We start from the raw sequence: 21,676 nt of genomic DNA, 5'->3' as shown, positions 1-21,676 counted from the left end.
GCTCATGCACCGTCGCGCGTCGTCGGTATGCCGCGCGGCGCCAGCACCGGCACGAAGACGCGGCGCGAGGCGCGGACGGCGACCGGCAGGCCCTGGTAAAGCCGCTTCTGCGCCTCGACGATGATGACGCCGGAAAAAGCCGGCCAGAGCGTACGCCCGATCCGTTCGAAGGCGCGTCTGAGCCGCAGGACGGTGCGCAGCTTCGAGGGCGGAAAGAACAGCGCCTCGGCGGTCGCACCCGGCGTAAAGTTGGTCTCTCGCAGCAGTGAAGTAAGCTGCCCTCGCGAATAGGGCCGACCGGAGCCGAAGGGTGTATGCTCCATGCGCGCCCATACGCCCGTGCGGTTCGGCACGACGATGACGAGCCGGCCGCCAGGCGCCAGCACGCGCCAAAGCTCCTTCAGCGTCTCGCGCGGGCTTTCGGCGAATTCCAGCGAATGCACCATCAGAACCCGGTCGATGGAACTGTCCGGCAGCGGCAATTCCTCGTCGAAGATCAATGCTGTCGCCGAAACCGAATCCACCGGCCAGTTCACGGCGCCCTGCCCGGCCGGCATGAAGGCGAAAGTGCGTTCGGTGTCGGCGCGGAAACGATCGAGATAGGGAACGGCATAGCCAAGGCCGACAAGCCGTTCTTCCGGCAGCCGCGACCAGATCGAGGAAAGCGCCATGGCGATAGACTGCTCGGCCAAGCGCCCAAGCTCGGAATGATAGAATTGGCGGAGATCGACGATATCGGCGTGCATCGCCACAAATGTTATCAGCCACCCGTTGGACTTCAAGGCCGAACCGCCTACATTCCGATTCAAGCGCATCGATAAGGACTATTTCGACCATGAAACCCTTGGAATTAGAGGTATTTATCTGCCGCTCAGACAATTTCGGCGTGCTCGTCCATGATCCAGAAAGCGGCTACACGGCGTCGATCGACGCGCCTGAAGCAGAGCCTATCCTGGCGGCCGCCAAGCGTCGGGGCTGGACGATCACCCACATCCTCACCACCCATCACCACACCGATCATGTCGAGGGCAATCTGGCGCTGAAGGAGCAATTCGGCTGCGAAATCATCGGCCCGATCAATGAAGCAGTCGCCATTCCCGGCCTCGACCGCGCCGTCAGCGACGGTGACACCTTCGAGTTCGGCGATCATACCGTCAACGTCATCGAGACACCGGGCCATACGGCTGGTCATGTCTGTTACCACTTCGAGGATGACAAGCTGCTTTTTGCCGCCGACACGCTCTTTGCGCTCGGCTGCGGCCGGCTGTTCGAGCGGCCGGCGGCGGATATGTGGGCATCCCTCCAGAAGCTCGCCGTATTGCCGGACGAAACGGCAATCTATTTCGGCCATGAATATACGCTGTCCAACGCCCGCTTTGCCGTTACCATCGATCCCGACAATGAAAGGCTGAAGGCGCGCGCCGCCGATATCGAGGCGCTGAGGGCCGAAGGCAAATTCACCATTCCGACGACGCTCGCGCTGGAGAAAGAAACCAATCCCTTCCTGCGCGCCGCCGATCCATCGATCCGCAGGAATCTGCTGATGGAAAGCCGCAGCAACGAGGAAGTCTTTGCCGAAATCCGCAAGCGCAAGGACAATTTCTGATGCGGCCGGAAGAGATCATCGAGGCACTTTCCATGCAGCCGCATCCGGAAGGCGGCTGGTATGTACAGACGTTCCGCGACGAGCATGGCGGCAACCGCGGCCATTCGACCGCGATCTACTATCTGCTACAGGCGGGCGAACGCTCGCATTGGCATCGGGTGCGCGACGCCGCGGAGGTCTGGCACTACTATGCCGGCGCACCGCTTGCGCTGTATCGCTCCGCCGACGGCAAAACGAGCGAGACGATCGTCCTCGGCGTCGACCTCGCAAAAGGCGAGCGTCCGCAGGCGATCATCCCCGCCGATTGGTGGCAGGCGGCCGAAACTCTCGGCGATTTCACCCTCGTCGGCTGCACGGTCGCGCCGGGCTTCGAATTTTCCAGCTTCGAAATGGCCGCTCCCGGCTGGAAGCCTTCATCAGACTGAACTTTTCCCGTTCTTTGATATCACGTACGACCCAAGGTGGCTGCTTTGCGGACAGCCGCCTTGAAAAACCTTCGCACTGCCGCAGCTTTACACGGGGAGAGAGAAATTGGTTGATGTGGAGGAGATTTTTTCGTGCGCTTGTTGTTCCCCGTGTTTGTTCTGGCGGGCTGTGTCATGAGCCTTCCCGCCGCTGCCCTTGACGCTCCCGCCGCACCGCCGGCGGAACGTCCGCTGAAGGAATTCGTCACCTCCGTCGGCAAAGACGGATCGATCACCTTCCGCCTCTACGCTCCTTCGGCAAAAGCCGTCACCGTCGTTCTCGGCTCGCACAATCCGATCGCGCTGCAACGCGGCGATGACGGCATATGGGCTGCCAAGACCGAGCCGACGAAGCCCAACCTCTATGAATACTATTTCAACGTCGACGGCTTTCGCAGCATCGATCCCGGCACAAATTCGCCCAAGCCGCAGCGGCAGGTGAATACCAGCCTCATCCTCGTGCCCGGCAGCATCCTCGATATTCGCAATGTTCCGCACGGCGACCTGCGATTGGTGACACTACATTCCAAAGCGCTCGATTCGGAGCGCCAGATGTATGTCTACACACCGCCCGGCTATAGCAATCCGACGAAGCCACTACCCGTGCTCTATCTCTATCACGGCTTCGGCGACACGGCCGCATCCTGGATTGCGCAGGGACGGGCACCCCAGATTCTCGACAATCTGCTGGCGGAAAAGAAGATCGAGCCGATGATCGTCGTCATTCCGGACACGGAAACCGACGTGCCGGATGCGGTTGCGGAGAATTTCCCCGCCGCCGAACGCCGGAAAAACTTCTATCCGGCAAATGCCGAAGCAGCGGATCGAGAACTCATCGAGGATCTCATCCCCTATATGAAAAACCATTACCAGGTGCGCAGCGATGCTGACGGACGTGCGGTCGCCGGCCTGTCGCAGGGCGGATACCAGGCGCTCGTTTCCGGCCTCTCGCATCTCGGCACCTTCGGCTGGGTCGCGACCTTCAGCGGGGTGAGCACGACCACCGTGTCGAACAAGGCCGTTGACGCAGCTTTGAGCGGCCCTGACAAGGTCAACAAGCTACGCAACTTCACGGTGACGGTTGGAAGCAAGGACCAGGTCGTCGGCAAGGACGTCGCCGGCCTGAAGGCGATGCTCGAAGAGAAGAAAATCAAACACGACTATCAAGAATACCCGGACCTCGGGCATGAGATGGATGTCTGGCGGCCGTCGCTGATCGCATTCCTGCAAAAAGTCTTCAAGGAATAGGCGGCAACGACCGGAGCGGAGCTATTGCGCCGCTTCCGCCTGTGCCGGGCCGGTATTGTCCCGGCGCAGGATCATCCTGTGCGCTGCCAGCACCGCCCCGCCGGTGACCAGAATGCAGGCAAGCGCGATGCTCCAGCTAGGTTCGGCAAAGCCGAACAAAGTGAGGATCAGCGTCGAGAGCAGCGGTGCAGCATAGCTCGCCGCGCCGAGAATCTGGATATCGCCGTTTTTGACGCCGTAATCCCAGGCATAGAAGGCAGCGCCTACCGGAAAAAGCCCGAGCCCGAATACCGCAATCCATTGCGACGCCGCTTCCGGCCAGATCGTATCCTCCAGGCCAAGATGGCAGACGAGGGAAAGGGCTGATGTCACCAGACAGAAGATAGTGACGACATCGGTCGATACCGCCTCGAACCGGCGGGTGATCAACGAATAGCCGGACCAGGTGAAGGCGCAGAGAAATGCCGCACCGTAGCCGATGGCATGGGCACCCTCGAAGTGAAACCCGTTGCGGCCGACGATCAGCACCGTGCCAGCAAGACCCATCAGCGCGCCGACGATATGGTACCAGCGCAGCCGCTCGCCCGGCAGGAGCGCCGAGCCGACCACGATCAGCAACGGCCAGAGATAGGCGATCAGCCCCGCCTCGACCGCCGGCGCATGGCGCAGCGCGGTGAAATAGAGGAAATGATAGCCGAACAGCCCGGCGATGCCGGTGATCCAGACCTTGGCCGGCTGGCGCAGCAACTGCAGGCGCTCCGGCCTCAAGGCGAGAACAACGATGCCGGGGATGCTGCCGATGGCGAAACAGATGGCGAGCAATTGAAACGGCGGCATCTTACCCGATGCCACCGTCAGCAAGGCCAGAAACGACCACATCACGATGGCCGCAAATCCCGTCAATGTTGCGCGAAACTTCAAGTCGGCCCCCAGTCTGTCGCCGCGGGCTCTTTCCGAATCGAAAGCCCGTCTAGCTACCGTATTTCACGGCAGTAATCGTCACCGTCCCGTATTGCGTCGGGATACGGACGTAGACAGGCGCATATACATTCATGGCATCAGCCTTGGCAAACCAGATCTCCATGCCGTCGCTCTTGGCGAGATAGAGATAATCCTTGCGCGTTCCCTTATAGCCGCTCTTCGGCGTGAAGCGTACGCCACAGGCAATCGTCTTGCCCTTGAAACCATCCGTCGAAAACGGGTGCGATCCCTTCGGCGACAGTTTCAGATCCATGCGCATCTCGCCGTCGAAGACAGGCAAGGTCTGATTGCAGAGGTTGAGATTGGCGGTCGCTGGAAAGATCATGCCGGAAATCGGATCGAGTACCGAGTGCAGATCTCCGTTGCTGAGCGGAATCCAGCTTTGCGGCCGCTTCGGCTCCGGCGTGATCGTATTCGACGTCACATTGCCATCGGTATAGGCGACATCATAGGTGCGTTCCTTCTTTCCGCTCTTGTAATAGAGAGTGTAATGCGTCGCCTGCAGCTTGTTATCGCCGACCGTGCCGGTCACATCGGTTTTCGCATCGATCGACGTGACGAGATCGGCAAGGCCCGCCGACGTAATATCGCCCCGGATGGTAAACTGCTTATCCTTGACCTCGGTCTTGAAATCCGCCCTCGCGATCGGAAAACCGGCGAGCGACACGCGATACTGTGTTTCATGCCGCAGTTCCTCGGCCGATGCCGCCAAGGGCATCGACGCCAGCAGGGCCGAAACAAAAAGCCACCTTCCAAAATGAACCATGACCAAAGCCTTCAACAAAGAGCAGACAGCATATATAGGCGCTTTATGCCCTTGCTGCGACAATCAGAAAACAGCAGCTTTTTGACGGAATTGCGGGAAAGCTCAAGGTTTGGCTTGACGTAGCCGGTCGCTCTGACTATAGAACCGCAACTTTCCAATTATGGCCTGTTGGATTGCGCGCCGGGTTTTGCCCGGGATGACTATCCGATGGCCAAGAAAAACAAAAGTAGGTGTACTATGTCCCGCATGTGCGAATTGACCGGCAAGGCCGTCCTCGTGGGCAACAATGTCAGCCACGCCAACAACAAGACCAAGCGTCGGTTCCTGCCGAACCTCTGCCAGGTCACGCTGATTTCTGACGTTCTTGGCCAGCGTTATCGTCTGCGCGTTTCCGCTGCAGCACTCCGCTCGGTCGAGCATCGCGGCGGTCTCGACGCTTTCCTGATCAAGGCAAGCGAAAACGAGCTCAGCATGCGCGCCCGCCTGCTGCGTCGCCAGATCGTCAAGAAGACCGCTGAAGCTGCTGCCGTAGCAGCCTAAGCTTCCGCGCTTCTAGAAATAATACGGGCTGAAAGGCTTGCACGGATAACCTCCGGACAAGCCTTTTTCCATGCCCGGTTTGTTCCTCGAACTGGTGGCATCACCCAGGATAAAAAAATGCTGACGTCACGCTATACGCTTGTCTACGTTCTGCTGATGACGCTCGTCGTCGTCGCCTCCAACATCCTCGTGCAGTATCCGCTGCAGGCTGAGCTCGCCGGTATCAATCTCGCCGACATCCTGACCTGGGGCGCTTTCACCTATCCCGTCGCCTTCCTGATCACCGACCTGACCAACCGCCAGTTCGGGCCGAAGGCCGCGCGCAAGGTGGTCTTCGCCGGCTTCGTCGTCGGCGTTACGCTATCTTTCTTCACCGCACAGCCGCGTATCGCGATCGCCTCCGGCTCAGCCTATCTCGCTGGCCAGCTTCTCGATATCTCGGTCTTCAACCGCCTGCGCCGTATGGCCTGGTGGCGCGCGCCGCTGTTCGGTTCGCTGATCGGCTCGATGCTGGACACGGTGATGTTCTTCTCCTTCGCCTTCGCGCCCTTCTTCGTCTTCTTCGGCCCCAACGATCCCTTCGCAATCGACTGGGCGCCAATTCTCGGCACTTTCTCGACCTCGGCGCCGCGCTGGATTTCCTGGGCGATCGGCGATTTCTCGGTGAAGATGACCGTCGGCTTGGTCATGCTGCTGCCCTATGGCGCGCTGATGAACGTGTTGAAGCCGACGCAGCCGGTCCGCGCCGCGTAAACAGCTACCCATGCGATTTCATGAAAGCCCGCAAGTCGCGGGCTTTCTCATTTCTGGCTGACCAGCTTCTCATCCCTCAGCCGGAATTCCAGCATCAGGCTTCGCTGCAGGATCGAATGATTGTCGTCGGAGACCATGATCAGGTGGATCGCGCCATCGGCGGCGCGGAAGGCGTCCAGTCCTTCCATATTGTCGATCTGCAGATTGGACCCTGCCTGGAAGATGACGTTGCCGTCGACGACCGCGCCCGGCTTGATATCGCCGCCCGCGATGCGGCGGATACGTACGCCGATACCGTGCGCCAGATCGAAGCGCCGCTCCAGCAGCAGTAGATCGCCGTCGGGTAGGAAAACACCGTCGCTGGCGTCGAAATCGTCGTAATGGCGCACGGTAAAGCGGCCCTTCAACGGTCCGTCCAGAATCGCCGCCAGCATGTTCCCCTGATCGTCCAGGCTGCGCTCCGCGACGATCACCGCTGCTCCCGCAAGCGGGCTCGATTGCGGTGCAGTCATCAGGGCTTCCAGGCTGCGGTTGCCGCGCAATAGTTTCTTCGGAATTAGGATCGGAACGCTGCCGTCGGGCGGAGAAGTCTCGAAACCAGGATCGGGATAGGTGTCGACGCGATGATTCTGCTCATAGCTGACGAGCACATGGTTTCCCCGCAGCGCCAGCCCTTCCGCATCCATCGCGCCTTTGCCGGCATCCGTCTCGCCGAAGCGATCGATCATCGGCATGATGTGGGCATCGACAATGCGCCTCAGCCTGCCGTCCTCATCGCGCTCGATGGCCCCCGTCAGCCAATGACCGGTATCCAGGACCGAAACGAAATGACGCTGATCAGGACGGAAGCGGATGGCGGAGAGGGCGCCGAGAAGTGCGTTGCCGGAGCTGAGTTCAAGACCGCCGAGAAATTCGAGCGCACCGAACCGTGTCTGTTCGGAACCGGGCTTGAATGCCGTTATCGCCGTCGCGTGTATTTCCGCCGGCCCACCTTCCGACGTATCCATAGAGCCGCAGCCGGCGAGCAGCATCACAAGCATGGTCGCGCGGCAAAGGCGTTTCATGGGCTCTCACGGGGCCTTGCAACTAGAGCAATTCCAGGAAAAGTGCGTAGCGGTTTTCCGTCCGGAATTGCGTTAAAACAAAGAGATGGAGCAGTTCAGCGATTCCGTGAAGCGATGAACAGCTCTAGGCGGAAAATCGGCGGAAGCACCGGCCGGAAGGCCGATACAGGTTGGACTATAGGCTGTTCAGCTTGCGCGACGCATACGCGGCAGGCTGGCCTGATCCTCAAACAGCGATGCGAGCTGTTCGGTCATGGCGCCAGCCAACTCGTCGGCATCGACGATCGTCACGGCGCGGCGATAATAGCGAGTGACATCATGGCCAATGCCGATTGCCAGCAGCTCCACGGGCGACCGCGTCTCGATCTGCTCGATCACGGCGCGCAGGTGCCGCTCCAGATAGTTGCCCGGATTAACCGACAGCGTCGAATCATCGACCGGCGCGCCGTCCGAGATCATCATCAGGATGCGGCGCTGCTCGCGGCGGCCGAGCAGGCGGTTATGGGCCCAGATCAGCGCCTCGCCGTCGATATTTTCCTTGAGCAGGCCTTCGCGCATCATCAGGCCGAGATTGGTTCTCGCCCGTCGGTAGGGCTCGTCGGCCGATTTGTAGATGATGTGGCGGAGATCGTTGAGCCGGCCGGGCGTCTGCGGCTTGCCGCCGGCGAGCCATTTCTCGCGTGCCTGTCCGCCCTTCCAGGCCTTGGTGGTAAAGCCGAGGATTTCGACCTTGACACCACAGCGTTCCAGCGTGCGCGCCAGAATATCAGCGCAGGTCGCGGCGACGGTAATCGGCCGGCCGCGCATGGAACCGGAATTGTCGATCAGCAGAGTCACGACCGTATCGCGGAATTGCGTGTCGCGCTCCATCTTGAAGGAGAGCGCCTGCATCGGATCGATGATCAGGCGCGTCAGGCGCGCCGGATCGAGATACCCCTCTTCCAGGTCGAAATCCCAGGCGCGGTTCTGCTGCGCCATCAGCCGGCGCTGCAGGCGGTTCGCAAGCCGCCCTACGGCGCCCTGAAGATGCGCGAGCTGCTTGTCGAGGAAGGCACGCAGGCGCTCGAGCTCCACCGTGTCGCAGAGTTCCTGCGCCGTGGTCGTCTCGTCGAACTCCTCGGTGAAGACGTGGTAGTCGACCTTTTCGTTGAAGTCGGCGAAGGGCGTATTCGGACGGCGGGTCTCTCCCGGCGTTTCCGAATCCTCTTCGCCCTCTTCGCTCATGTCGTCGTCGGAGATTTCGGCGCCATCCATCTCGCCGTCGTCCATCTGCTCATCGGAAGCTTCGCTGTCCTCGGCAGGCGCGGAGTCGGAACCGTCGTCGCTCTCGACGTCCTGATCATCCTGATCTTCGCCGCTCGGCTTGTCCTCCTCGGCAGACTCCTCATCGGAATCCGGCTCCATGTCCTCGTCGCCGTATTCCTCGGCCATGTCCATGGCCGTGAGCATATTGCGGACGACGCGGGCGAAGCTCTGCTGGTCGTTGATGGCAGAAAGCAGATTGTCGAGTTCGCCGCCGGTCTTGTCCTCGATAAAAGGACGCCAGAGGTCGAGCACCTTGCCGGCGCTTTCCGGCGGCCGCTGACCGGTCAGCTTCTCGCGCACGATCATCGCCATGGCCTCGCCGATCGGCGCGTCTTCCTGCCGCTCGATACCGGAGAAATTCGCCTTGGCGTATTTCTCCGAATTCATCGAATTGAGGTTGGCCGCCATGCCGCTCATGCGCAATGCCCCGATCGATTCCACGCGGGCCTGTTCGACGGCATCGAAGATGGAGCGCGCCTCGGCGCCCTGCGGCGCCATGGTGGCGTGGACGCGGGCGTCGTGGCAGGCAAGCCTCAGCGCCATGGAATCGCCAAGGCCGCGCGTCACCGCCAGCTCATGCGCCGTCGGCCGCTTCGAAAGCTCCGGCAGGCGAATGCGCTCGCCCGTCATCCCCGGGCGTTCGTTGGCGAAGGCCACTTCGACCTCGGCATCGCCGGCGATCGAGCGCACGCAGCCGGTAATCGCCCGACGCAACGGCTCCATGTCCACCGGAGCGCCCGGCTTCGCTTTGGAATTGTCTCCGCGACCTGCCATGACTTGCTGGCTCTTCTCTTAGGCTTCGAGCACGATGTTGGCGGCGCTTTCCTTCAGCTCGACGCCGAAAGCGCGCTGATATTGCTCGGCGACCAGCGGCCGCTCCAGCTCATCGCACTTGTTGAGGAAGGTCACACGGAAGGCAAAGGCGACATCGCCGAAGATTTCCGCATTTTCCGCCCAGGTGATGACCGTACGCGGGCTCATGACGGTGGAAAGATCGCCGTTCATGAAGGCCGCGCGGGTCAAATCGGCGACGCGCACCATCTTGGACACGGTATCGCGGCCTTTCTCCGTGCGGAAAGACTTTACCTTCGCCAGCACGATATCGACTTCGTTGTTGTGCGGCAGGTAGTTCAGCGTCGTCACGATCGACCAGCGGTCCATCTGCGCCTGGTTGATCTGCTGCGTGCCGTGATAGAGGCCCGTCGTATCGCCGAGACCGATGGTGTTGGCGGTCGCAAACAGGCGGAAGGCCGGGTGAGGACGGATAACACGGCTCTGGTCGAGCAGCGTCAGGCGGCCGGACGATTCCAGCACGCGCTGGATGACGAACATGACATCCGGGCGGCCGGCATCGTATTCGTCGAAGACGAGCGCGACATTGTGCTGATAGGCCCAGGGCAGAATGCCGTCCTTGAATTCGGTGACCTGCAGGCCGTCCTTGACGACGATGGCATCCTTGCCGACGAGGTCGATACGGCTGACATGGCTGTCGAGGTTGATACGCACGCATGGCCAGTTAAGGCGGGCTGCGACCTGCTCGATATGCGAGGACTTGCCGGTGCCGTGATAGCCGGAGATCATCACGCGGCGGTTATGGGCAAAGCCGGCGAGGATGGCGAGCGTCGTCTCGCGATCGAACAGATAGTCGGTGTCGAGGTCGGGCACATAGGCATCGCCCTTGCTGTACGCCGGAACGCGGATATCGGAATCGATTCCAAAGACTTCACGGACCGAAACGGTCGTGTCGGGAAGCTCGGAAATATCAAGGTCAATCTTGCTCATCATGTCTCCAAGGCGGGCGACTGTCACCCAGCCATATCAATCTCAGCTTTTTTCATCCGTGACGCCGCAGCTTATTGTCCGCATCCGTCCGGTCGGGACATCGGCGATACTTCTCCGGGACTGAAGCGAAACCTCGGCGCGATGAAATGATCGCTTACGAGCATTCTGGAACTGAGTCCCGGACAAGAAACGCCGCGCCCGGAAAGTTGACCGAGGTGCAGCCAGCCAAAAGCGCACCTTGCCGCAGTCGCCTGCGGCCTCAGCCGATTTGGACCATACCTGATTGAAGACGGAGAGCAAGGACAGGAATTAACAAAAACCGTTCTGCTTCAACAATTGATAGGCCTGAATGACCGCGCGAAACCGTTCCTCCGAGCCGCGATCGCCGCCGTTGGCGTCCGGATGGTGCTTTTTCACCAGTTCCTTGTAACGGCTCTTGATCTCGGCGCTGGTGGCATTGGCACCCAGCCCCATCGTGTCGAAGGCTTTCGCCTCGAGCGTCTTCAACTTGCGCTCCTGGGGGAAGCGCGGACCGCGTCCCTGCCCCTGCCCGTCCTTGACGAAACCGAAGGGATCGCGAACGCGGGAATAGGAACCGGAGCGGATGTCGGATTGCAGCGGGCTGTTGCGGGCCGACTTATTGACGCCGACGGTCCAGGTCGGGCGATGACCGGTGATGGCTTCCTTCTGGTAACGCGCGATCTCACCGTCCGAGAGGCCGGAGAAATAATTGTAGCCCTTGTTGTAATCTTTGACGTGCTCGAAGCAGAACAAAAAGAACTGCCCTTCCGCATTGCGCCCGACCGGCGCACGATGCGTACCCTTTTTGTCGCAGCCGTCCCATTGGCACGTCGGCGGAGCCTGTTCGGCCTCCGGCTCGCGCTTGCGGCGGGTTCGAATGCGATCGAAATATTTTGAATCGAGTCTCATGGCGCCCTAATTATGGGGCCTCAGCCACCCCACAACAAGAATTGACAAATGGGAATGTTGCAGGCTTTGTGAAACCTTTTTCGCGAACGAGGTGACGGCGGGAATATGGAAACGACGCTTCAATCCCGCATTGAGAAAAAGCTCAACGACGCCTTCGCGCCCGAGCGTCTCGCTGTCATCAACGAAAGCCATATGCATGCCGGCCATCAGCCCGATATGACCGGAACGGGCGAAACTCATATAAGGGTTCGCATCGTCTCCGCCAAGTTCGCCGGCATGACACGCCTTGCCCGCCATAGGGCAATAACCGAGCTTTTGAAGCCGGAACTCGATGCCGGCCTCCATGCCCTGGCCGTGGAGCCGGCAGCACCGGGCGAAGCGGTGCGGTGGTAACCAGCTACTCCGGCTTCCCCTCTTCCGTTTCCGCTGGCCTGATCCTGATCTTGGTGATGCGGTTCTTCTCCCGCTTCATGACGATGAAGCGCTTGCCGTAGAAGGTGAACGCCTGGCGCTCTTCCGGAATGGTCATTGATTCGTGAATGACGAGGCCGGCGATCGTCGTTGCCTCCTCGTCCGGCAGATCCCAATCGAGGGCGCGGTTCAGATCGCGAATCGGCACGACGCCATCGACGACGATCGAACCATCGGCCTCCTGCCGCACGCCCTGAATATCGAGATCGTGCTCGTCGGCAATATCGCCGACGATCTCCTCCAGAATATCCTCCAGGGTGACGATGCCCTGCACTTCGCCATATTCGTCGACGACGACGGCGAAATGCTGCTTGCGGCGCAGGAAGGCATTGAGCTGATCTTCGAGATTGGTGCTGTCGGGCACGAACCAGGGCTTCTGGGCGATCTTGACGATATCGAGGTTTTCTGGCTCGACATTCCGCTCCGCCAGCGCCCTCAACAGATCCTTGGCATGCACGACGCCGATGATGTTGTCGATCGTACCGCGCCAGAGCGGCATGCGCGTATAGGGGCTGTCGAGAATAGCCCTCACCACGACTTCCGGCGGATCGTCGGCATTGATGGCGCGCATTGCCGTGCGATGGACCATGATGTCGGAAAGCTCCAGCTCGCCGAGATCGAGCACACCGCCCAGCCGGTCGCGGTCCGCCTTGACCACCGAACCTTCGCGATGCAGCAGATCGACGGCGCCGCGCAATTCGTCATACGCCGACAGCATCGACACTTCCCTGGAGAGATTGACACCGAAGATGCTCAGTATCTGACGCACGATGGCGTTGACGACGCTCGACACCGGCCCGACGACGATGACGAAGAGACGTATCGCACCGGCGACATTCAGCGCGAAGCGGTCCGGCGTCGCAATGGCCCAGCTCTTCGGCAGAACCTCGGCGAAAATGACAAGGATGACTGTCATGGCGGCAGTGGCGATCGCCACACCGGAGTTGCCGAACAGGCCAAGGAACAAGCTGGTCGCAAGCGACGACGACAGAATGTTGGCGAGATTGTTGCCGATCAGCAGCGCGCCGATCAACCGGTCGCGACGCTCGATCAGCAGCCGCACGATGCCGGCGCGGCTGTCACCGTTGGCTTCCAACGTGTGGATGCGGCTACGCGAAGCCGCCGTCAGCGCCGTCTCCGAGCCGGCGAAAAAGGCCGAAAGCAGCACCAGCGCGATGATCGAGATGATCTCGGGCCAATATTCCCACAGAACAGCCAGGGTGCTTTCGACCGTCATTGCGGATGTTTTTCCCTTAGGAAACTGAGAACTTCGGAGGAAGGAACGTCATCGGCGACGAAGGATTGCCCGATGCCGCGGGTCAGGATGAAGGTTAGCTTGCCGCTCTTGACCTTCTTGTCCTGGGCTATCGCGTCCATCAGTACCTCGGCCGGCGGCAGCTCGCCCGGAATGTCGCCCATCCGCGTCGGCAGGCCGACCGCCTTCAGGTGCGTCTCGACTCGGTTCGCGTCGTCGGGGCTCGCCAGATTGAGGCGCGAAGAAAACTCGTGCGCCAACACCATGCCGATCGAAACACCCTCGCCATGCACCAGCCGCCGGCTGTCATAGGCGGTGGCCGCCTCCAAGGCATGGCCAAAGGTGTGGCCGAGATTGAGCAGCGCCCGCGGACCGTTTTCGCGCTCGTCGGCAACGACGACGTCGGATTTTGCCTGGCAGCTCGCAGCAATCGCCTCTATTCGCGCCTCGCCGCCGGAGAACACCTCTTTCCAGTTGGCCTCCAGCCAGGCGAAGAAATCCGGCTTGTCAATCAGGCCGTATTTGGCAACCTCGGCATAGCCGGCGCGGAATTCTCGTTCGCTGAGCGTATTCAGCACGTCGGTGTCGGCGAGCACGAGATCGGGCTGGTGGAAGACGCCGACAAGGTTCTTGCCGTGATGGGTGTTGATGCCGGTCTTGCCGCCGACAGAAGAATCCACCTGCGACAGCAGCGATGTCGGCACCTGCACGAAACGAACGCCGCGGCGCACGATGCCGGCAGCAAAGCCGGCGAGATCGCCGATCACGCCTCCGCCAAGCGCGATGACGGCATCGTTGCGCTCGACACGGGCGGTCAGCACGGCATCGCAGACGGCCATCAGATGCTCGAAGCTCTTGGTCTTCTCGCCGGCCGGCAGCACCAGCTTCGACGGCTGAATACCGGCTTCTTGAAGGCTCGCAATCAGGGCATCGAGATAGAGCGGCGCGACATTTTCGTCCGTAATGACAGCCGCTCTGCGGCCCTTCAGCCTTGCTGCGATTTCCTTGCCGGCGCGCGCAATCAGGCCAGGGCCGATCAGAATGTCATAGGCGCGCTCGCCGAGGGGCACGCGGACGAGACGCTCGGCCGATGCCGATGGGATCGCATTCATGGTGTCTTGCTTTCTTCTTTCCCCTCGACGATGGCAGCAAGGACTTCCTTGACCATAACTTCCTTGCCCACATCGCGGGACAAAACCGTGAGATCGGCTTCCGCATAGATCGGATAGCGCGCATTCATCAGCTTTTCGAGGGTCTGCTTCGGATTTTCGGTTTTAAGCAGCGGTCGCGTATCGCGCTTGTTGACCCGCTCCCAGAGCACGTCGAGATCGGCTTTCAGCCAGACCGACAGGCCGCTGCGTTTGACGTGCCGGCGCGTGCGGTCGTTGATGAAGGCGCCGCCGCCGGTGGAAACGACGCGAGGGCCGCCCTTAAGCAGCCGCTTGATCACCCGCGTCTCCAGCGCCCGGAATTCGTCTTCGCCGTAGGCCTCGAACAGCTCGGCGATCGTCATGCGCGACACGCGCTCGATCTCGATATCCGTATCGACGAAGGGAATGCCGAGCTGATGCGCGACCAGCCGGCCGACCGAGGATTTTCCGGCCCCCATCAACCCGACGAGGACAAGATTGCGCGTACCCAATACGGCACGCGCTCTGTCTCTAAGGCTTTCTGCAAGGGTCAGTACTTGTTCACTCATCGGCCCATTCACAATTTGTTTGGAAACGGTATCGTCAAATGCGCCTGTAGCGTCAAGACGCCGCAACATAAACATGTCTGCAATATCCTTCGGCTAACGCTTGTCGGATATGATTACAGTATAGCGTCGGACCAATGATTGGGACGAGGAGAGTTTCTGAATGCCGACCCTGTTTCGCTTCCTTGTCATCTGTGCGGTGATCGCCGGATCGGTCTATGGAGCAATGTGGGCCCTTGTGCTCTTCGTCGATCCGCAGCCGCGCGATGTGACGATCCGCATACCGTCTGAGCGCGTCAACCCGCCAGCGACCGGCTCGGTGAAGCCGTGAGCGCGGAGTTTGCCGTGAAGGACCTGAGCCGCGTCCATATGGAAGCCTTCCTCGAAATGATGAGCGCCGAACGCGGCGCGGCGGTCAACACGCTGCAGTCCTACGAGCGCGACCTCGACGATCTCCATTCCTTTTTGTCCGAGCGCAACGTCCGCCTGACGGAAGCGGCATCGAACGATCTCGGCGCCTATCTCTCCGGTCTTTCCCGCCAGGGCTTCAAGCCGTCGTCGCAGGCCCGCCGCCTGTCGGCCATGCGCCAGTTCTATAAATTTCTCTATGCCGAGGGTCTGCGCACCGATGATCCCACCGGCATTCTCGACGCGCCGAAGAAAGGCCGCGCCCTGCCGAAGACCATGGGTGTCGACGAGGTGACGCGCCTTCTCGCCCAGGCCGAACAGGAAGCGGCCGTCGAAGGCCCGGATCAATTGCAGCATCTACGCATGCTGGTTCTGCTGGAGCTGCTCTATGCCACCGGCATGCGCGTCAGCGAACTCGTTTCCCTGCCGGCGAAAGTCCTGGACCAGGAAGGGCGCTTCCTGATGATCCGCGGCAAGGGCAACAAGGAGCGGCTGGTGCCGCTGTCGCAATCGGCGATCGCTGCGCTGAAGACCTATGGCCGCCGACAGGCGCTGGAGGCGGCAAAGGCCAAGCAGCCCGCTCCAGAAAGCCCATGGCTCTTCCCCGCGGCCTCCAAGCAGGGCTATCTGCCGCGCCAGGTCTTTGCGCGGGATTTGAAGGATCTTGCCATTCGCGCCGGGCTGACGCCCTCGTTGATCTCACCGCATGTCATGCGCCATGCCTTCGCCAGCCACTTGCTCGCCAATGGCGCGGACCTCCGTGTGGTGCAGGAACTTCTTGGCCATTCCGACATTTCGACCACACAAATCTACACACATGTGCTGGAAGAACGGCTTCACCAACTGGTGCAAACGCATCACCCCCTTGCCAAACAGGCCAAAAAACGGGAATAGGACCGGCACACAGGCTATACGTGCCGTCTCTCGTCACGGGCAAAAGGATCGGAAACGCACCTCATGCACAATTATCTCGACTTCGAAAAACCCATCTCGGATCTCGAAGGCAAGATTCACGAGCTGAAGAAACTGGCAAGCGAAGACGAGAGCATCGATACGTCCGACGAAGTCGGCCGGCTCGAAATTCGCGTCCGCGAAGCCATGGCCGATATCTATTCGAAGCTCAATGCCTGGCAGAAGACGCAGGTCGCCCGTCATCCGCAGCGCCCGCATTTCGTCGATTATGCCGGCGCGCTGTTTACGGAATTCACGCCGCTCGCCGGCGACCGCAAGTTTTCCGAGGATGCCGCCATCCAAGCGGGCTTTGCCCGTTTCCGCGGCCAGCCGATCGCCATCATCGGCCAGGAAAAGGGCAATGACACCAAGACGCGCCTGAAGCACAATTTCGGCAGCGCCCGTCCCGAGGGCTACCGCAAGGCGATCCGCATCCTGGAAATGGCCGATCGCTTCGGATTGCCGGTTGTTACCCTGGTCGACACGGCCGGCGCCTATCCCGGCGTCGGCGCCGAAGAGCGCGGCCAGGCGGAAGCAATTGCCCGCTCCACGGAAATGTGCCTGGGCGTCAAGGTGCCGATCATCTCCGTCGTCATCGGCGAAGGCGGCTCCGGCGGCGCGATCGCGATTGCCACCGGCAACCGCGTTTATATGCTCGAACATTCGATCTACAGCGTGATTTCACCCGAAGGTGCCGCCTCGATCCTCTGGCGCGATTCCACCCGCGCCAAGGAAGCCGCCACCAACATGAAAATCACCGCCGAGGATCTGAAGGGACTCGGCATCATCGACGGCATTATCCCCGAACCGCTCGGCGGCGCGCATCGCGATCCGCAGACCGTGATCGCGGCAACGGGCGACATGATTTCCAACGCGCTTGGCGAACTCTCCAGCCGTTCGGGCGAACAATTGCGCAGCGACCGCCGCCAAAAATTCCTCAATATGGGTCGCAATCTCTAACTTCAGTTAGAGACTCGTGATCTCTCAAAACGGGAATGAGGCCAAATCTTGGCCACATTCTTGTTATCGAAACGCTTATGACAAAGAAAAGCTTGCGGCCATGCCGCGGGCGCGTCATAGGCTGGTAAGGAATTGTCAAGTATAAGCCGTCTATGATTCTGTTTCATGTTTCGATTGGGGGCGGCGAAACAGATCGTGCAGCCGCTCTTCGTGTCTATGGGCTAAGTCAGAATGCGCTTCCGTCACCTCGCCTATGTTTCCCTGATGGCGCTGGCTCTCGCCGGCTGTAACGACACGCTGGAATCGGCGTCGGTCGACCTGTCGACGGTGAAAAACAAGGTCGAGCAGCCGCTTCCGAGCCACATCCTTGCCGACATGACGAAAAAGGGCATGGACCGCAATTCGCCGATCATGATCCGCATCTTCAAGGAAGAAGGCGTGATGGAGATCCTCAAGGCGAACCAGAGCAATCGCTTCGAGGTCATCGCCGATTACAAGATCTGCGCCTGGTCTGGCCGTCTTGGCCCGAAGGTGAAGGAAGGCGACCGGCAAGCGCCGGAAGGCTTCTACATGCTGACGCCGGCCAACCTCAATCCGAATTCCAAATATTATCTCGCCATCAACACCGGTTTTCCGAACCGTTATGACGCGGCCAATGGACGCAGCGGCGCCAATCTGATGATCCATGGCGCCTGCTCGTCATCGGGCTGCTATTCGATGACCGACCAGCAGGTGCTGGAAATCTATGCCTTCGCGCGCGACGCGTTCAAAGGCGGCCAGAAGGCGATCCAACTCGAGGCCTTCCCCTTCCGCATGACCGCGGAAAACATGGTCAAGCATCGCCTCAGCCCCAATATCGAATTCTGGAAGATGCTGAAGGTCGGCTACGACAATTTCGAAGTGACGAAGCGTCCGCCGGAAGTTGAGGTCTGCGAGAAGAAATACGTCTTCAACCAGCAGGCCACCGGCCCCTTCAACGCCGGTGGCAAATGCCCCGTCATGACCACCCCGCCGGCCCTGCAGACCGCGCTGCTGAGCCACGACAAGCAGTATGACGCCGACTACAGCGCCGCTCTGAAGAAATATGACGGCATGGCCTGGTATGACCCGACCGAAGCCGAACGCAAGGCTATCGTCGCCAAGCAGCGCAAGGGCCACGATCTCGCCTATGCCCCGACCGGCACCGCGCTTGCGGCCGGCAAGATGATGAAAGTGGCCGATCTGGAGACGATGATGTCCAATCAGTCGGCACAGCAGGTTGCCCGCGGCACCACCGTCGCCAATCCGACGACCGCAAGCATCCGCGTGGCCGGTAACGGCCTTGCCGCGCAGCCGGCGGCTCCGGCCGGCGGCCCCGTGGTCGCCACGGCCGTGCCGGTGAACGTGCCGATCCCGACGGCAAACCCCATGGTCAATCCGCTCGCCTATGCACCCCCGCCCGTCGAAACCGCACAGACCGAGCCGGCCAAGAAGCCGCCCTTCTGGAAGTTCTGGGCCAAGAGTGAATAGCCCGACCAACGCGGTTTACGATCTGCGCGGGCTGAAATGCCCGTATCCGGCGATCAAAACGGAAAAGCGCCTGCGCGGCATGTCGAGCGGCGCGGTTTTGACGGTGGAGACGACGGACCCGCTTGCTGTTATCGACATTCCCCATCTCTGCAACGAGCAAGGCCATACCTTGCTCACAAGCGAGAAGACCGACAGCGGTCATCGCTTCATTATTCGCAAGGGTTGATCGTTCGCAGTCAGGGCCATCCTCGTGGTTCGAGGGTCGCCCTTCGACAAGCTCAGGCCTCCCACCTCACCATGAGGATGGGGGGAGTCCGGCTTTCCTTGGGCACACCTGACACTGCACTCTGATTATGGGCGGCAATGCCCACAGATCAGGCTCACCCTGAGGTGGCCCACAGGGGCCTCGAAGGGCGAGGCGGGTTGCTTGATCTCATCGGGGTGAAACTAAAATCGCATCCCCGGTACGGCCAGCGGATTGTCCTGAAGTGCGGCGCGATCCGGCGTATCGACGCGTGGCTTGCTCAGGAACGCGTCGAACAAGCCCTTCACGAAATCTTCGGGCAGATCCTTGGTGATGATCACCATGCGCGTGCGCCGGTCTTCGGGATTGGGCCAGGCGGGCAGGCGCACCGGCGGGTGGAAGATATTCTGCACGCCATGCAGCACGACCGGACGCTCCGGCCTGTCGGACATGGCAACGATCGCCTTCATCCGCAGCAGCTTTTCGCCATGCGCGGAACGTAGGAGGTCGATGAACATTTCCAGCGCGATCGGATCGATCGGTTGGCTCTCGACGATCGAGAAAGAGCGGATCGACTCGTCGTGACGGTTCACATTATGGGCGTGCTGATGCCGATGGCCATGATGATGGTGGCCATGGTGGTGATGGCCGTGCCCCTCGTGATGATGGTGGTCGTGCTCATGGTCGTGATGATGATCATGGTCATCATCGGCCTCAAGCTCGTCTCGCAGCCAACGGCCAACGTCGGCGATCTTGGAGGCCGGATCGTAAAGGCCGTTGACGAGAATGGCGGCGCGGCCCGCCTCGTTGCTGTCGGCGTTCAAGATCTGCGCCCGCGGATTGAGCGCCCGCAACCGGCTCTCCAGCATGTCGACGGAAGCAGCGCCTTCCAGGCCGGTCTTGGAGACGATCAGCCGGTCGGCGACCGCCACCTGCTTGCGCGCCTCTTCGTGGTTGTCGAGCGTCTGCAAGCCATTGACCGCATCGACGATGGTGATCACGCCATCCAGATCGAAATTGGCGGCGATGATCGGATTGCCCATGATCGACTGCATCACCGGCGCCGGATCGGCAAGGCCGGTCGTTTCGACGACGACGCGCTTCAGCGGGCGGATCCGGCCGGTCTGCATGGCGTCCATCAGATTGGCGAGCGTATCCACCAGCTCGCCGCGCACCGTGCAGCAGAGGCAGCCATCGGAGAGCTCGATGATGGAATCGCCGGAGCTTTCGACCAGCAGGTGGTCGATGCCGACATCGCCGAATTCGTTGATGATGACTGCGGCGTCCCGCATCTCCGGATCCTTGAGGATGCGGTTCAGCAATGTCGATTTACCGGCTCCGAGAAAACCGGTCAGGATCGAAACCGGCACCCTCTCCTGCGGAACGCTCATGGTTCAGGTCCGATCAGTAAGTGGGACGCGGCATGGGAATGGGTATGCCGGTGACATCGCCCGTGGCGGCAATCTTGTCGCCCTTCACGGCCTTATCGCCCTTTGCCGTCACATCGTCCTTGTCGCCCTTGCTCGCGGTCGCAACGTCCTGACCGCCGATCAGGCCGGCATAGACGAAATTCGGCTCGTGATCCATTTCATGGATGTAGGGCGACTGCACCTTCGTGCGGCCGGTGGGATCGCGGGTTTCGCTTCGATGTTGTGCGCCCTTGGCGCTGCAAATATCGGCGGTGATGTCGGCAACTTCGTCTTGGCCCGTTCCATAGGGCTGCAGGCTCGCCAGCGTGTCCCGCCCGGAGAACTGGTTCTCAAAACCCTTTTCCAGGAAATTGGCGGAATCATCGGCGCGTGCGGCAAGGCTGTCGGTGCCGAGAACGACGGAGACCAGCGTGCGGCCGTTGCGGGTGGCCGAGGCGATCTGGTTGAAGCCGGAAGCGCATATGAAGCCGGTCTTCATGCCGTCGGCGCCATCGAAGCGGCCGATGAGCATGTTGATGTTCTGCACCTGCTTGACGCCGTTGGTGAAGCCTTCCAGCGAGAAATAGCCGGCATATTGCGGGAACTCGCGGCGTAGTGCCACGCTGACAACGGCAAGATCGCGCGCCGTCGTGTACTGACCCTTGCCGGGCAGGCCGTTGGGATTGATGAAATGCGTGTCACGCATTCCGAGGCGGACGGCTTCCGCATTCATGCGCGCGACGAAGCCCGGCTCAGAACCGCCAACCGTCTCGGCGATCGCCATGGCAAGGTCATTGGCGGATTTGATCAGCATCATCTTCAGCGCATTGTCGAGCGTCAGCTTCTGCCCCGGCTTGAAATACATCTTCGCCGGCGGCTGCGAAGACGAAAGCTTCGACATGACGACGGGCGTGTCGAGCGTGACCTGGCCGGACTGGAGGGCGCGGAAAGCGACATAGACCGTCATCAGCTTGGTCAGCGAGGCCGGGTACCACTTGCGGAAGGCGTCTTCATGATCGAGCACGCGGCCGGTGCTGACATCGACGAGAATATGCGGATTGGCCTCGGCCACATGCGCAGTCGACAGGAAAAGCATGGATGCGGCTGCGGCCATGGGAACCAGCCGCAGGGCGGCATACAAACGATTCTGCTTCGTCAGCACGGTCTATCCTTCAGAAGTCCGGAATTTTCTCGAAAGCTCCCCCTATTTAACCTATATGGCTAAGAGAAGGCAAAGGCGATTGACGAGTTTATTGCCAGCCGATCACAGCCTTGTGATCACATGTGCTGCATCAAAAAGTGCGATGTGATGTGGAGGACTGTGTGCCGGATGA

23 protein-coding genes are annotated in these 21,676 nt (G+C 60.7%); 11 read left to right on the top strand and 12 right to left on the bottom strand.

The window, feature by feature from the left end; genetic code table 11:
• Positions 1 to 2 precede the first annotated feature (2 nt).
• Positions 3 to 782: a class I SAM-dependent methyltransferase gene (locus PH547_RS13105; protein ID WP_104825233.1), complete on the bottom strand. Its 780-nt coding sequence runs from the start codon at positions 780 to 782 to the stop codon at positions 3 to 5.
• A 53-nt stretch (positions 783 to 835) separates the two neighbouring features.
• On the opposite strand from PH547_RS13105, the gene gloB reads away from it, so the two are divergent.
• From gloB to PH547_RS13090, 3 genes are all read left to right on the top strand, one after another.
• Entirely contained in the window at positions 836 to 1,606 is a 771-nt protein-coding gene (gloB, locus tag PH547_RS13100; RefSeq protein WP_104824532.1) for a hydroxyacylglutathione hydrolase, read from the top strand.
• A complete protein-coding gene (locus PH547_RS13095; protein WP_104824533.1) occupies positions 1,606 to 2,031 on the top strand; it encodes a cupin domain-containing protein in 426 nt (141 codons plus the stop codon). Before gloB ends, PH547_RS13095 begins: the two co-directional genes overlap by 1 nt.
• Before the next feature lie 132 nt (positions 2,032 to 2,163).
• Positions 2,164 to 3,318 carry an esterase gene (locus PH547_RS13090; RefSeq protein ID WP_104824534.1) on the top strand — a complete coding sequence of 385 codons (1,155 nt, stop codon included), beginning with the start codon at positions 2,164 to 2,166 and terminating at the stop codon, positions 3,316 to 3,318.
• 21 nt (positions 3,319 to 3,339) lie between these two features.
• Here the strand turns inward: PH547_RS13090 and yddG are convergent, their stop codons facing one another.
• Both yddG and PH547_RS13080 read right to left on the bottom strand, forming a co-directional pair.
• A complete protein-coding gene (yddG, locus tag PH547_RS13085) occupies positions 3,340 to 4,239 on the bottom strand; it encodes an aromatic amino acid exporter YddG (RefSeq protein ID WP_260303177.1) in 900 nt (299 codons plus the stop codon).
• Between the two features lie 49 nt (positions 4,240 to 4,288).
• Positions 4,289 to 5,065 carry a DUF3108 domain-containing protein gene (locus PH547_RS13080; protein WP_104824536.1) on the bottom strand — a complete coding sequence of 259 codons (777 nt, stop codon included), beginning with the start codon at positions 5,063 to 5,065 and terminating at the stop codon, positions 4,289 to 4,291.
• A gap of 237 nt (positions 5,066 to 5,302) precedes the next feature.
• On the opposite strand from PH547_RS13080, the gene rpmB reads away from it, so the two are divergent.
• Positions 5,303 to 5,605, top strand: a complete 303-nt coding sequence (gene rpmB / locus PH547_RS13075) for a 50S ribosomal protein L28 (protein ID WP_104824537.1) — start codon at positions 5,303 to 5,305, stop codon at positions 5,603 to 5,605.
• Between the two features lie 117 nt (positions 5,606 to 5,722).
• Complete coding sequence (locus PH547_RS13070; protein ID WP_104824538.1) at positions 5,723 to 6,358, top strand: queuosine precursor transporter; 636 nt, start codon at positions 5,723 to 5,725, stop codon at positions 6,356 to 6,358.
• 47 nt (positions 6,359 to 6,405) lie between these two features.
• On the opposite strand, the gene PH547_RS13065 is transcribed toward PH547_RS13070, so the two are convergent.
• From PH547_RS13065 to PH547_RS13050, 4 genes are all read right to left on the bottom strand, one after another.
• A complete protein-coding gene (locus PH547_RS13065; RefSeq protein WP_104824539.1) occupies positions 6,406 to 7,422 on the bottom strand; it encodes an esterase-like activity of phytase family protein in 1,017 nt (338 codons plus the stop codon).
• Between the two features lie 186 nt (positions 7,423 to 7,608).
• Positions 7,609 to 9,501 carry a cobaltochelatase subunit CobT gene (gene cobT / locus PH547_RS13060; protein WP_104824540.1) on the bottom strand — a complete coding sequence of 631 codons (1,893 nt, stop codon included), beginning with the start codon at positions 9,499 to 9,501 and terminating at the stop codon, positions 7,609 to 7,611.
• An 18-nt stretch (positions 9,502 to 9,519) separates the two neighbouring features.
• Entirely contained in the window at positions 9,520 to 10,509 is a 990-nt protein-coding gene (gene cobS / locus PH547_RS13055) for a cobaltochelatase subunit CobS (RefSeq protein ID WP_104824541.1), read from the bottom strand.
• A gap of 309 nt (positions 10,510 to 10,818) precedes the next feature.
• The gene (locus tag PH547_RS13050) at positions 10,819 to 11,439 is read right to left on the bottom strand and encodes a J domain-containing protein (protein WP_104824542.1); all 621 of its coding nucleotides are present in this window, start codon (positions 11,437 to 11,439) and stop codon (positions 10,819 to 10,821) included.
• 105 nt (positions 11,440 to 11,544) lie between these two features.
• Here PH547_RS13050 and PH547_RS13045 point away from each other — a divergent pair, with 105 nt between their 5' ends.
• Positions 11,545 to 11,832, top strand: a complete 288-nt coding sequence (locus tag PH547_RS13045) for a BolA family protein (RefSeq protein ID WP_104824543.1) — start codon at positions 11,545 to 11,547, stop codon at positions 11,830 to 11,832.
• Between the two features lie 4 nt (positions 11,833 to 11,836).
• Here PH547_RS13045 and PH547_RS13040 read toward each other — a convergent pair whose 3' ends face one another.
• Genes PH547_RS13040 through PH547_RS13030 form a run of 3 tightly spaced genes read right to left on the bottom strand, consistent with a single transcriptional unit; the run spans position 11,837 to position 14,864 of the window.
• Positions 11,837 to 13,147 (bottom strand): HlyC/CorC family transporter, encoded by a 1,311-nt coding sequence (locus PH547_RS13040; RefSeq protein ID WP_104824544.1) that lies wholly within the window; start codon positions 13,145 to 13,147, stop codon positions 11,837 to 11,839.
• The gene (aroB, locus tag PH547_RS13035; protein WP_104824545.1) at positions 13,144 to 14,277 is read right to left on the bottom strand and encodes a 3-dehydroquinate synthase; all 1,134 of its coding nucleotides are present in this window, start codon (positions 14,275 to 14,277) and stop codon (positions 13,144 to 13,146) included. Before aroB ends, PH547_RS13040 begins: the two co-directional genes overlap by 4 nt.
• The gene (locus tag PH547_RS13030) at positions 14,274 to 14,864 is read right to left on the bottom strand and encodes a shikimate kinase (protein ID WP_104825234.1); all 591 of its coding nucleotides are present in this window, start codon (positions 14,862 to 14,864) and stop codon (positions 14,274 to 14,276) included. Before PH547_RS13030 ends, aroB begins: the two co-directional genes overlap by 4 nt.
• A gap of 160 nt (positions 14,865 to 15,024) precedes the next feature.
• Between PH547_RS13030 and PH547_RS13025 the strand changes: the two genes are divergently transcribed.
• The 5 genes from PH547_RS13025 to PH547_RS13005 all read left to right on the top strand — a co-directional run bounded on the left by PH547_RS13025 (position 15,025) and on the right by PH547_RS13005 (position 18,915).
• Positions 15,025 to 15,192, top strand: coding sequence for a hypothetical protein (locus PH547_RS13025; RefSeq protein WP_028754795.1), 168 nt, complete (start codon positions 15,025 to 15,027; stop codon positions 15,190 to 15,192).
• 14 nt (positions 15,193 to 15,206) lie between these two features.
• Complete coding sequence (gene xerD / locus PH547_RS13020) at positions 15,207 to 16,163, top strand: site-specific tyrosine recombinase XerD (protein ID WP_285168403.1); 957 nt, start codon at positions 15,207 to 15,209, stop codon at positions 16,161 to 16,163.
• A gap of 63 nt (positions 16,164 to 16,226) precedes the next feature.
• Positions 16,227 to 17,180 carry an acetyl-CoA carboxylase carboxyltransferase subunit alpha gene (locus tag PH547_RS13015; protein ID WP_285168402.1) on the top strand — a complete coding sequence of 318 codons (954 nt, stop codon included), beginning with the start codon at positions 16,227 to 16,229 and terminating at the stop codon, positions 17,178 to 17,180.
• A gap of 231 nt (positions 17,181 to 17,411) precedes the next feature.
• The gene (locus tag PH547_RS13010; RefSeq protein ID WP_283047717.1) at positions 17,412 to 18,689 is read left to right on the top strand and encodes a L,D-transpeptidase family protein; all 1,278 of its coding nucleotides are present in this window, start codon (positions 17,412 to 17,414) and stop codon (positions 18,687 to 18,689) included.
• Positions 18,682 to 18,915 (top strand): sulfurtransferase TusA family protein, encoded by a 234-nt coding sequence (locus PH547_RS13005; protein WP_283047718.1) that lies wholly within the window; start codon positions 18,682 to 18,684, stop codon positions 18,913 to 18,915. The genes PH547_RS13010 and PH547_RS13005 overlap by 8 nt, the downstream gene beginning before the upstream one ends.
• Positions 18,916 to 19,136: 221 nt before the next feature.
• Here the strand turns inward: PH547_RS13005 and PH547_RS13000 are convergent, their stop codons facing one another.
• A complete protein-coding gene (locus PH547_RS13000; protein ID WP_285168399.1) occupies positions 19,137 to 20,324 on the bottom strand; it encodes a CobW family GTP-binding protein in 1,188 nt (395 codons plus the stop codon).
• A gap of 13 nt (positions 20,325 to 20,337) precedes the next feature.
• Positions 20,338 to 21,504, bottom strand: coding sequence for a D-alanyl-D-alanine carboxypeptidase family protein (locus PH547_RS12995; RefSeq protein WP_483315541.1), 1,167 nt, complete (start codon positions 21,502 to 21,504; stop codon positions 20,338 to 20,340).
• Positions 21,505 to 21,676: the final 172 nt, after the last annotated feature.

This window comes from Rhizobium cerradonense, assembly GCF_030182455.1.
Taxonomy (GTDB): domain Bacteria; phylum Pseudomonadota; class Alphaproteobacteria; order Rhizobiales; family Rhizobiaceae; genus Rhizobium.
This window is presented reverse-complemented; position numbering and strand designations above follow the sequence as displayed.

Excerpts from the sequence above, each read along its gene's own strand:
- gloB (WP_104824532.1), top strand. The coding sequence starts at position 836 with ATGAAACCCTTGGAATTAGAGGTATTTATCTGCCGCTCAGACAATTTC.
- PH547_RS13095 (WP_104824533.1), top strand. The coding sequence starts at position 1,606 with ATGCGGCCGGAAGAGATCATCGAGGCACTTTCCATGCAGCCGCATCCG.
- PH547_RS13080 (WP_104824536.1), bottom strand. The coding sequence starts at position 5,065 with ATGGTTCATTTTGGAAGGTGGCTTTTTGTTTCGGCCCTGCTGGCGTCG.
- rpmB (WP_104824537.1), top strand. The coding sequence starts at position 5,303 with ATGTCCCGCATGTGCGAATTGACCGGCAAGGCCGTCCTCGTGGGCAAC.
- PH547_RS13070 (WP_104824538.1), top strand. The coding sequence starts at position 5,723 with ATGCTGACGTCACGCTATACGCTTGTCTACGTTCTGCTGATGACGCTC.
- PH547_RS13065 (WP_104824539.1), bottom strand. The coding sequence starts at position 7,422 with ATGAAACGCCTTTGCCGCGCGACCATGCTTGTGATGCTGCTCGCCGGC.
- cobT (WP_104824540.1), bottom strand. The coding sequence starts at position 9,501 with ATGGCAGGTCGCGGAGACAATTCCAAAGCGAAGCCGGGCGCTCCGGTG.
- cobS (WP_104824541.1), bottom strand. The coding sequence starts at position 10,509 with ATGAGCAAGATTGACCTTGATATTTCCGAGCTTCCCGACACGACCGTT.
- PH547_RS13050 (WP_104824542.1), bottom strand. The coding sequence starts at position 11,439 with ATGAGACTCGATTCAAAATATTTCGATCGCATTCGAACCCGCCGCAAG.
- PH547_RS13045 (WP_104824543.1), top strand. The coding sequence starts at position 11,545 with ATGGAAACGACGCTTCAATCCCGCATTGAGAAAAAGCTCAACGACGCC.
- PH547_RS13040 (WP_104824544.1), bottom strand. The coding sequence starts at position 13,147 with ATGACGGTCGAAAGCACCCTGGCTGTTCTGTGGGAATATTGGCCCGAG.
- aroB (WP_104824545.1), bottom strand. The coding sequence starts at position 14,277 with ATGAATGCGATCCCATCGGCATCGGCCGAGCGTCTCGTCCGCGTGCCC.
- PH547_RS13030 (WP_104825234.1), bottom strand. The coding sequence starts at position 14,864 with ATGAGTGAACAAGTACTGACCCTTGCAGAAAGCCTTAGAGACAGAGCG.
- PH547_RS13025 (WP_028754795.1), top strand. The coding sequence starts at position 15,025 with ATGCCGACCCTGTTTCGCTTCCTTGTCATCTGTGCGGTGATCGCCGGA.
- PH547_RS13015 (WP_285168402.1), top strand. The coding sequence starts at position 16,227 with ATGCACAATTATCTCGACTTCGAAAAACCCATCTCGGATCTCGAAGGC.
- PH547_RS13010 (WP_283047717.1), top strand. The coding sequence starts at position 17,412 with ATGCGCTTCCGTCACCTCGCCTATGTTTCCCTGATGGCGCTGGCTCTC.
- PH547_RS13000 (WP_285168399.1), bottom strand. The coding sequence starts at position 20,324 with ATGAGCGTTCCGCAGGAGAGGGTGCCGGTTTCGATCCTGACCGGTTTT.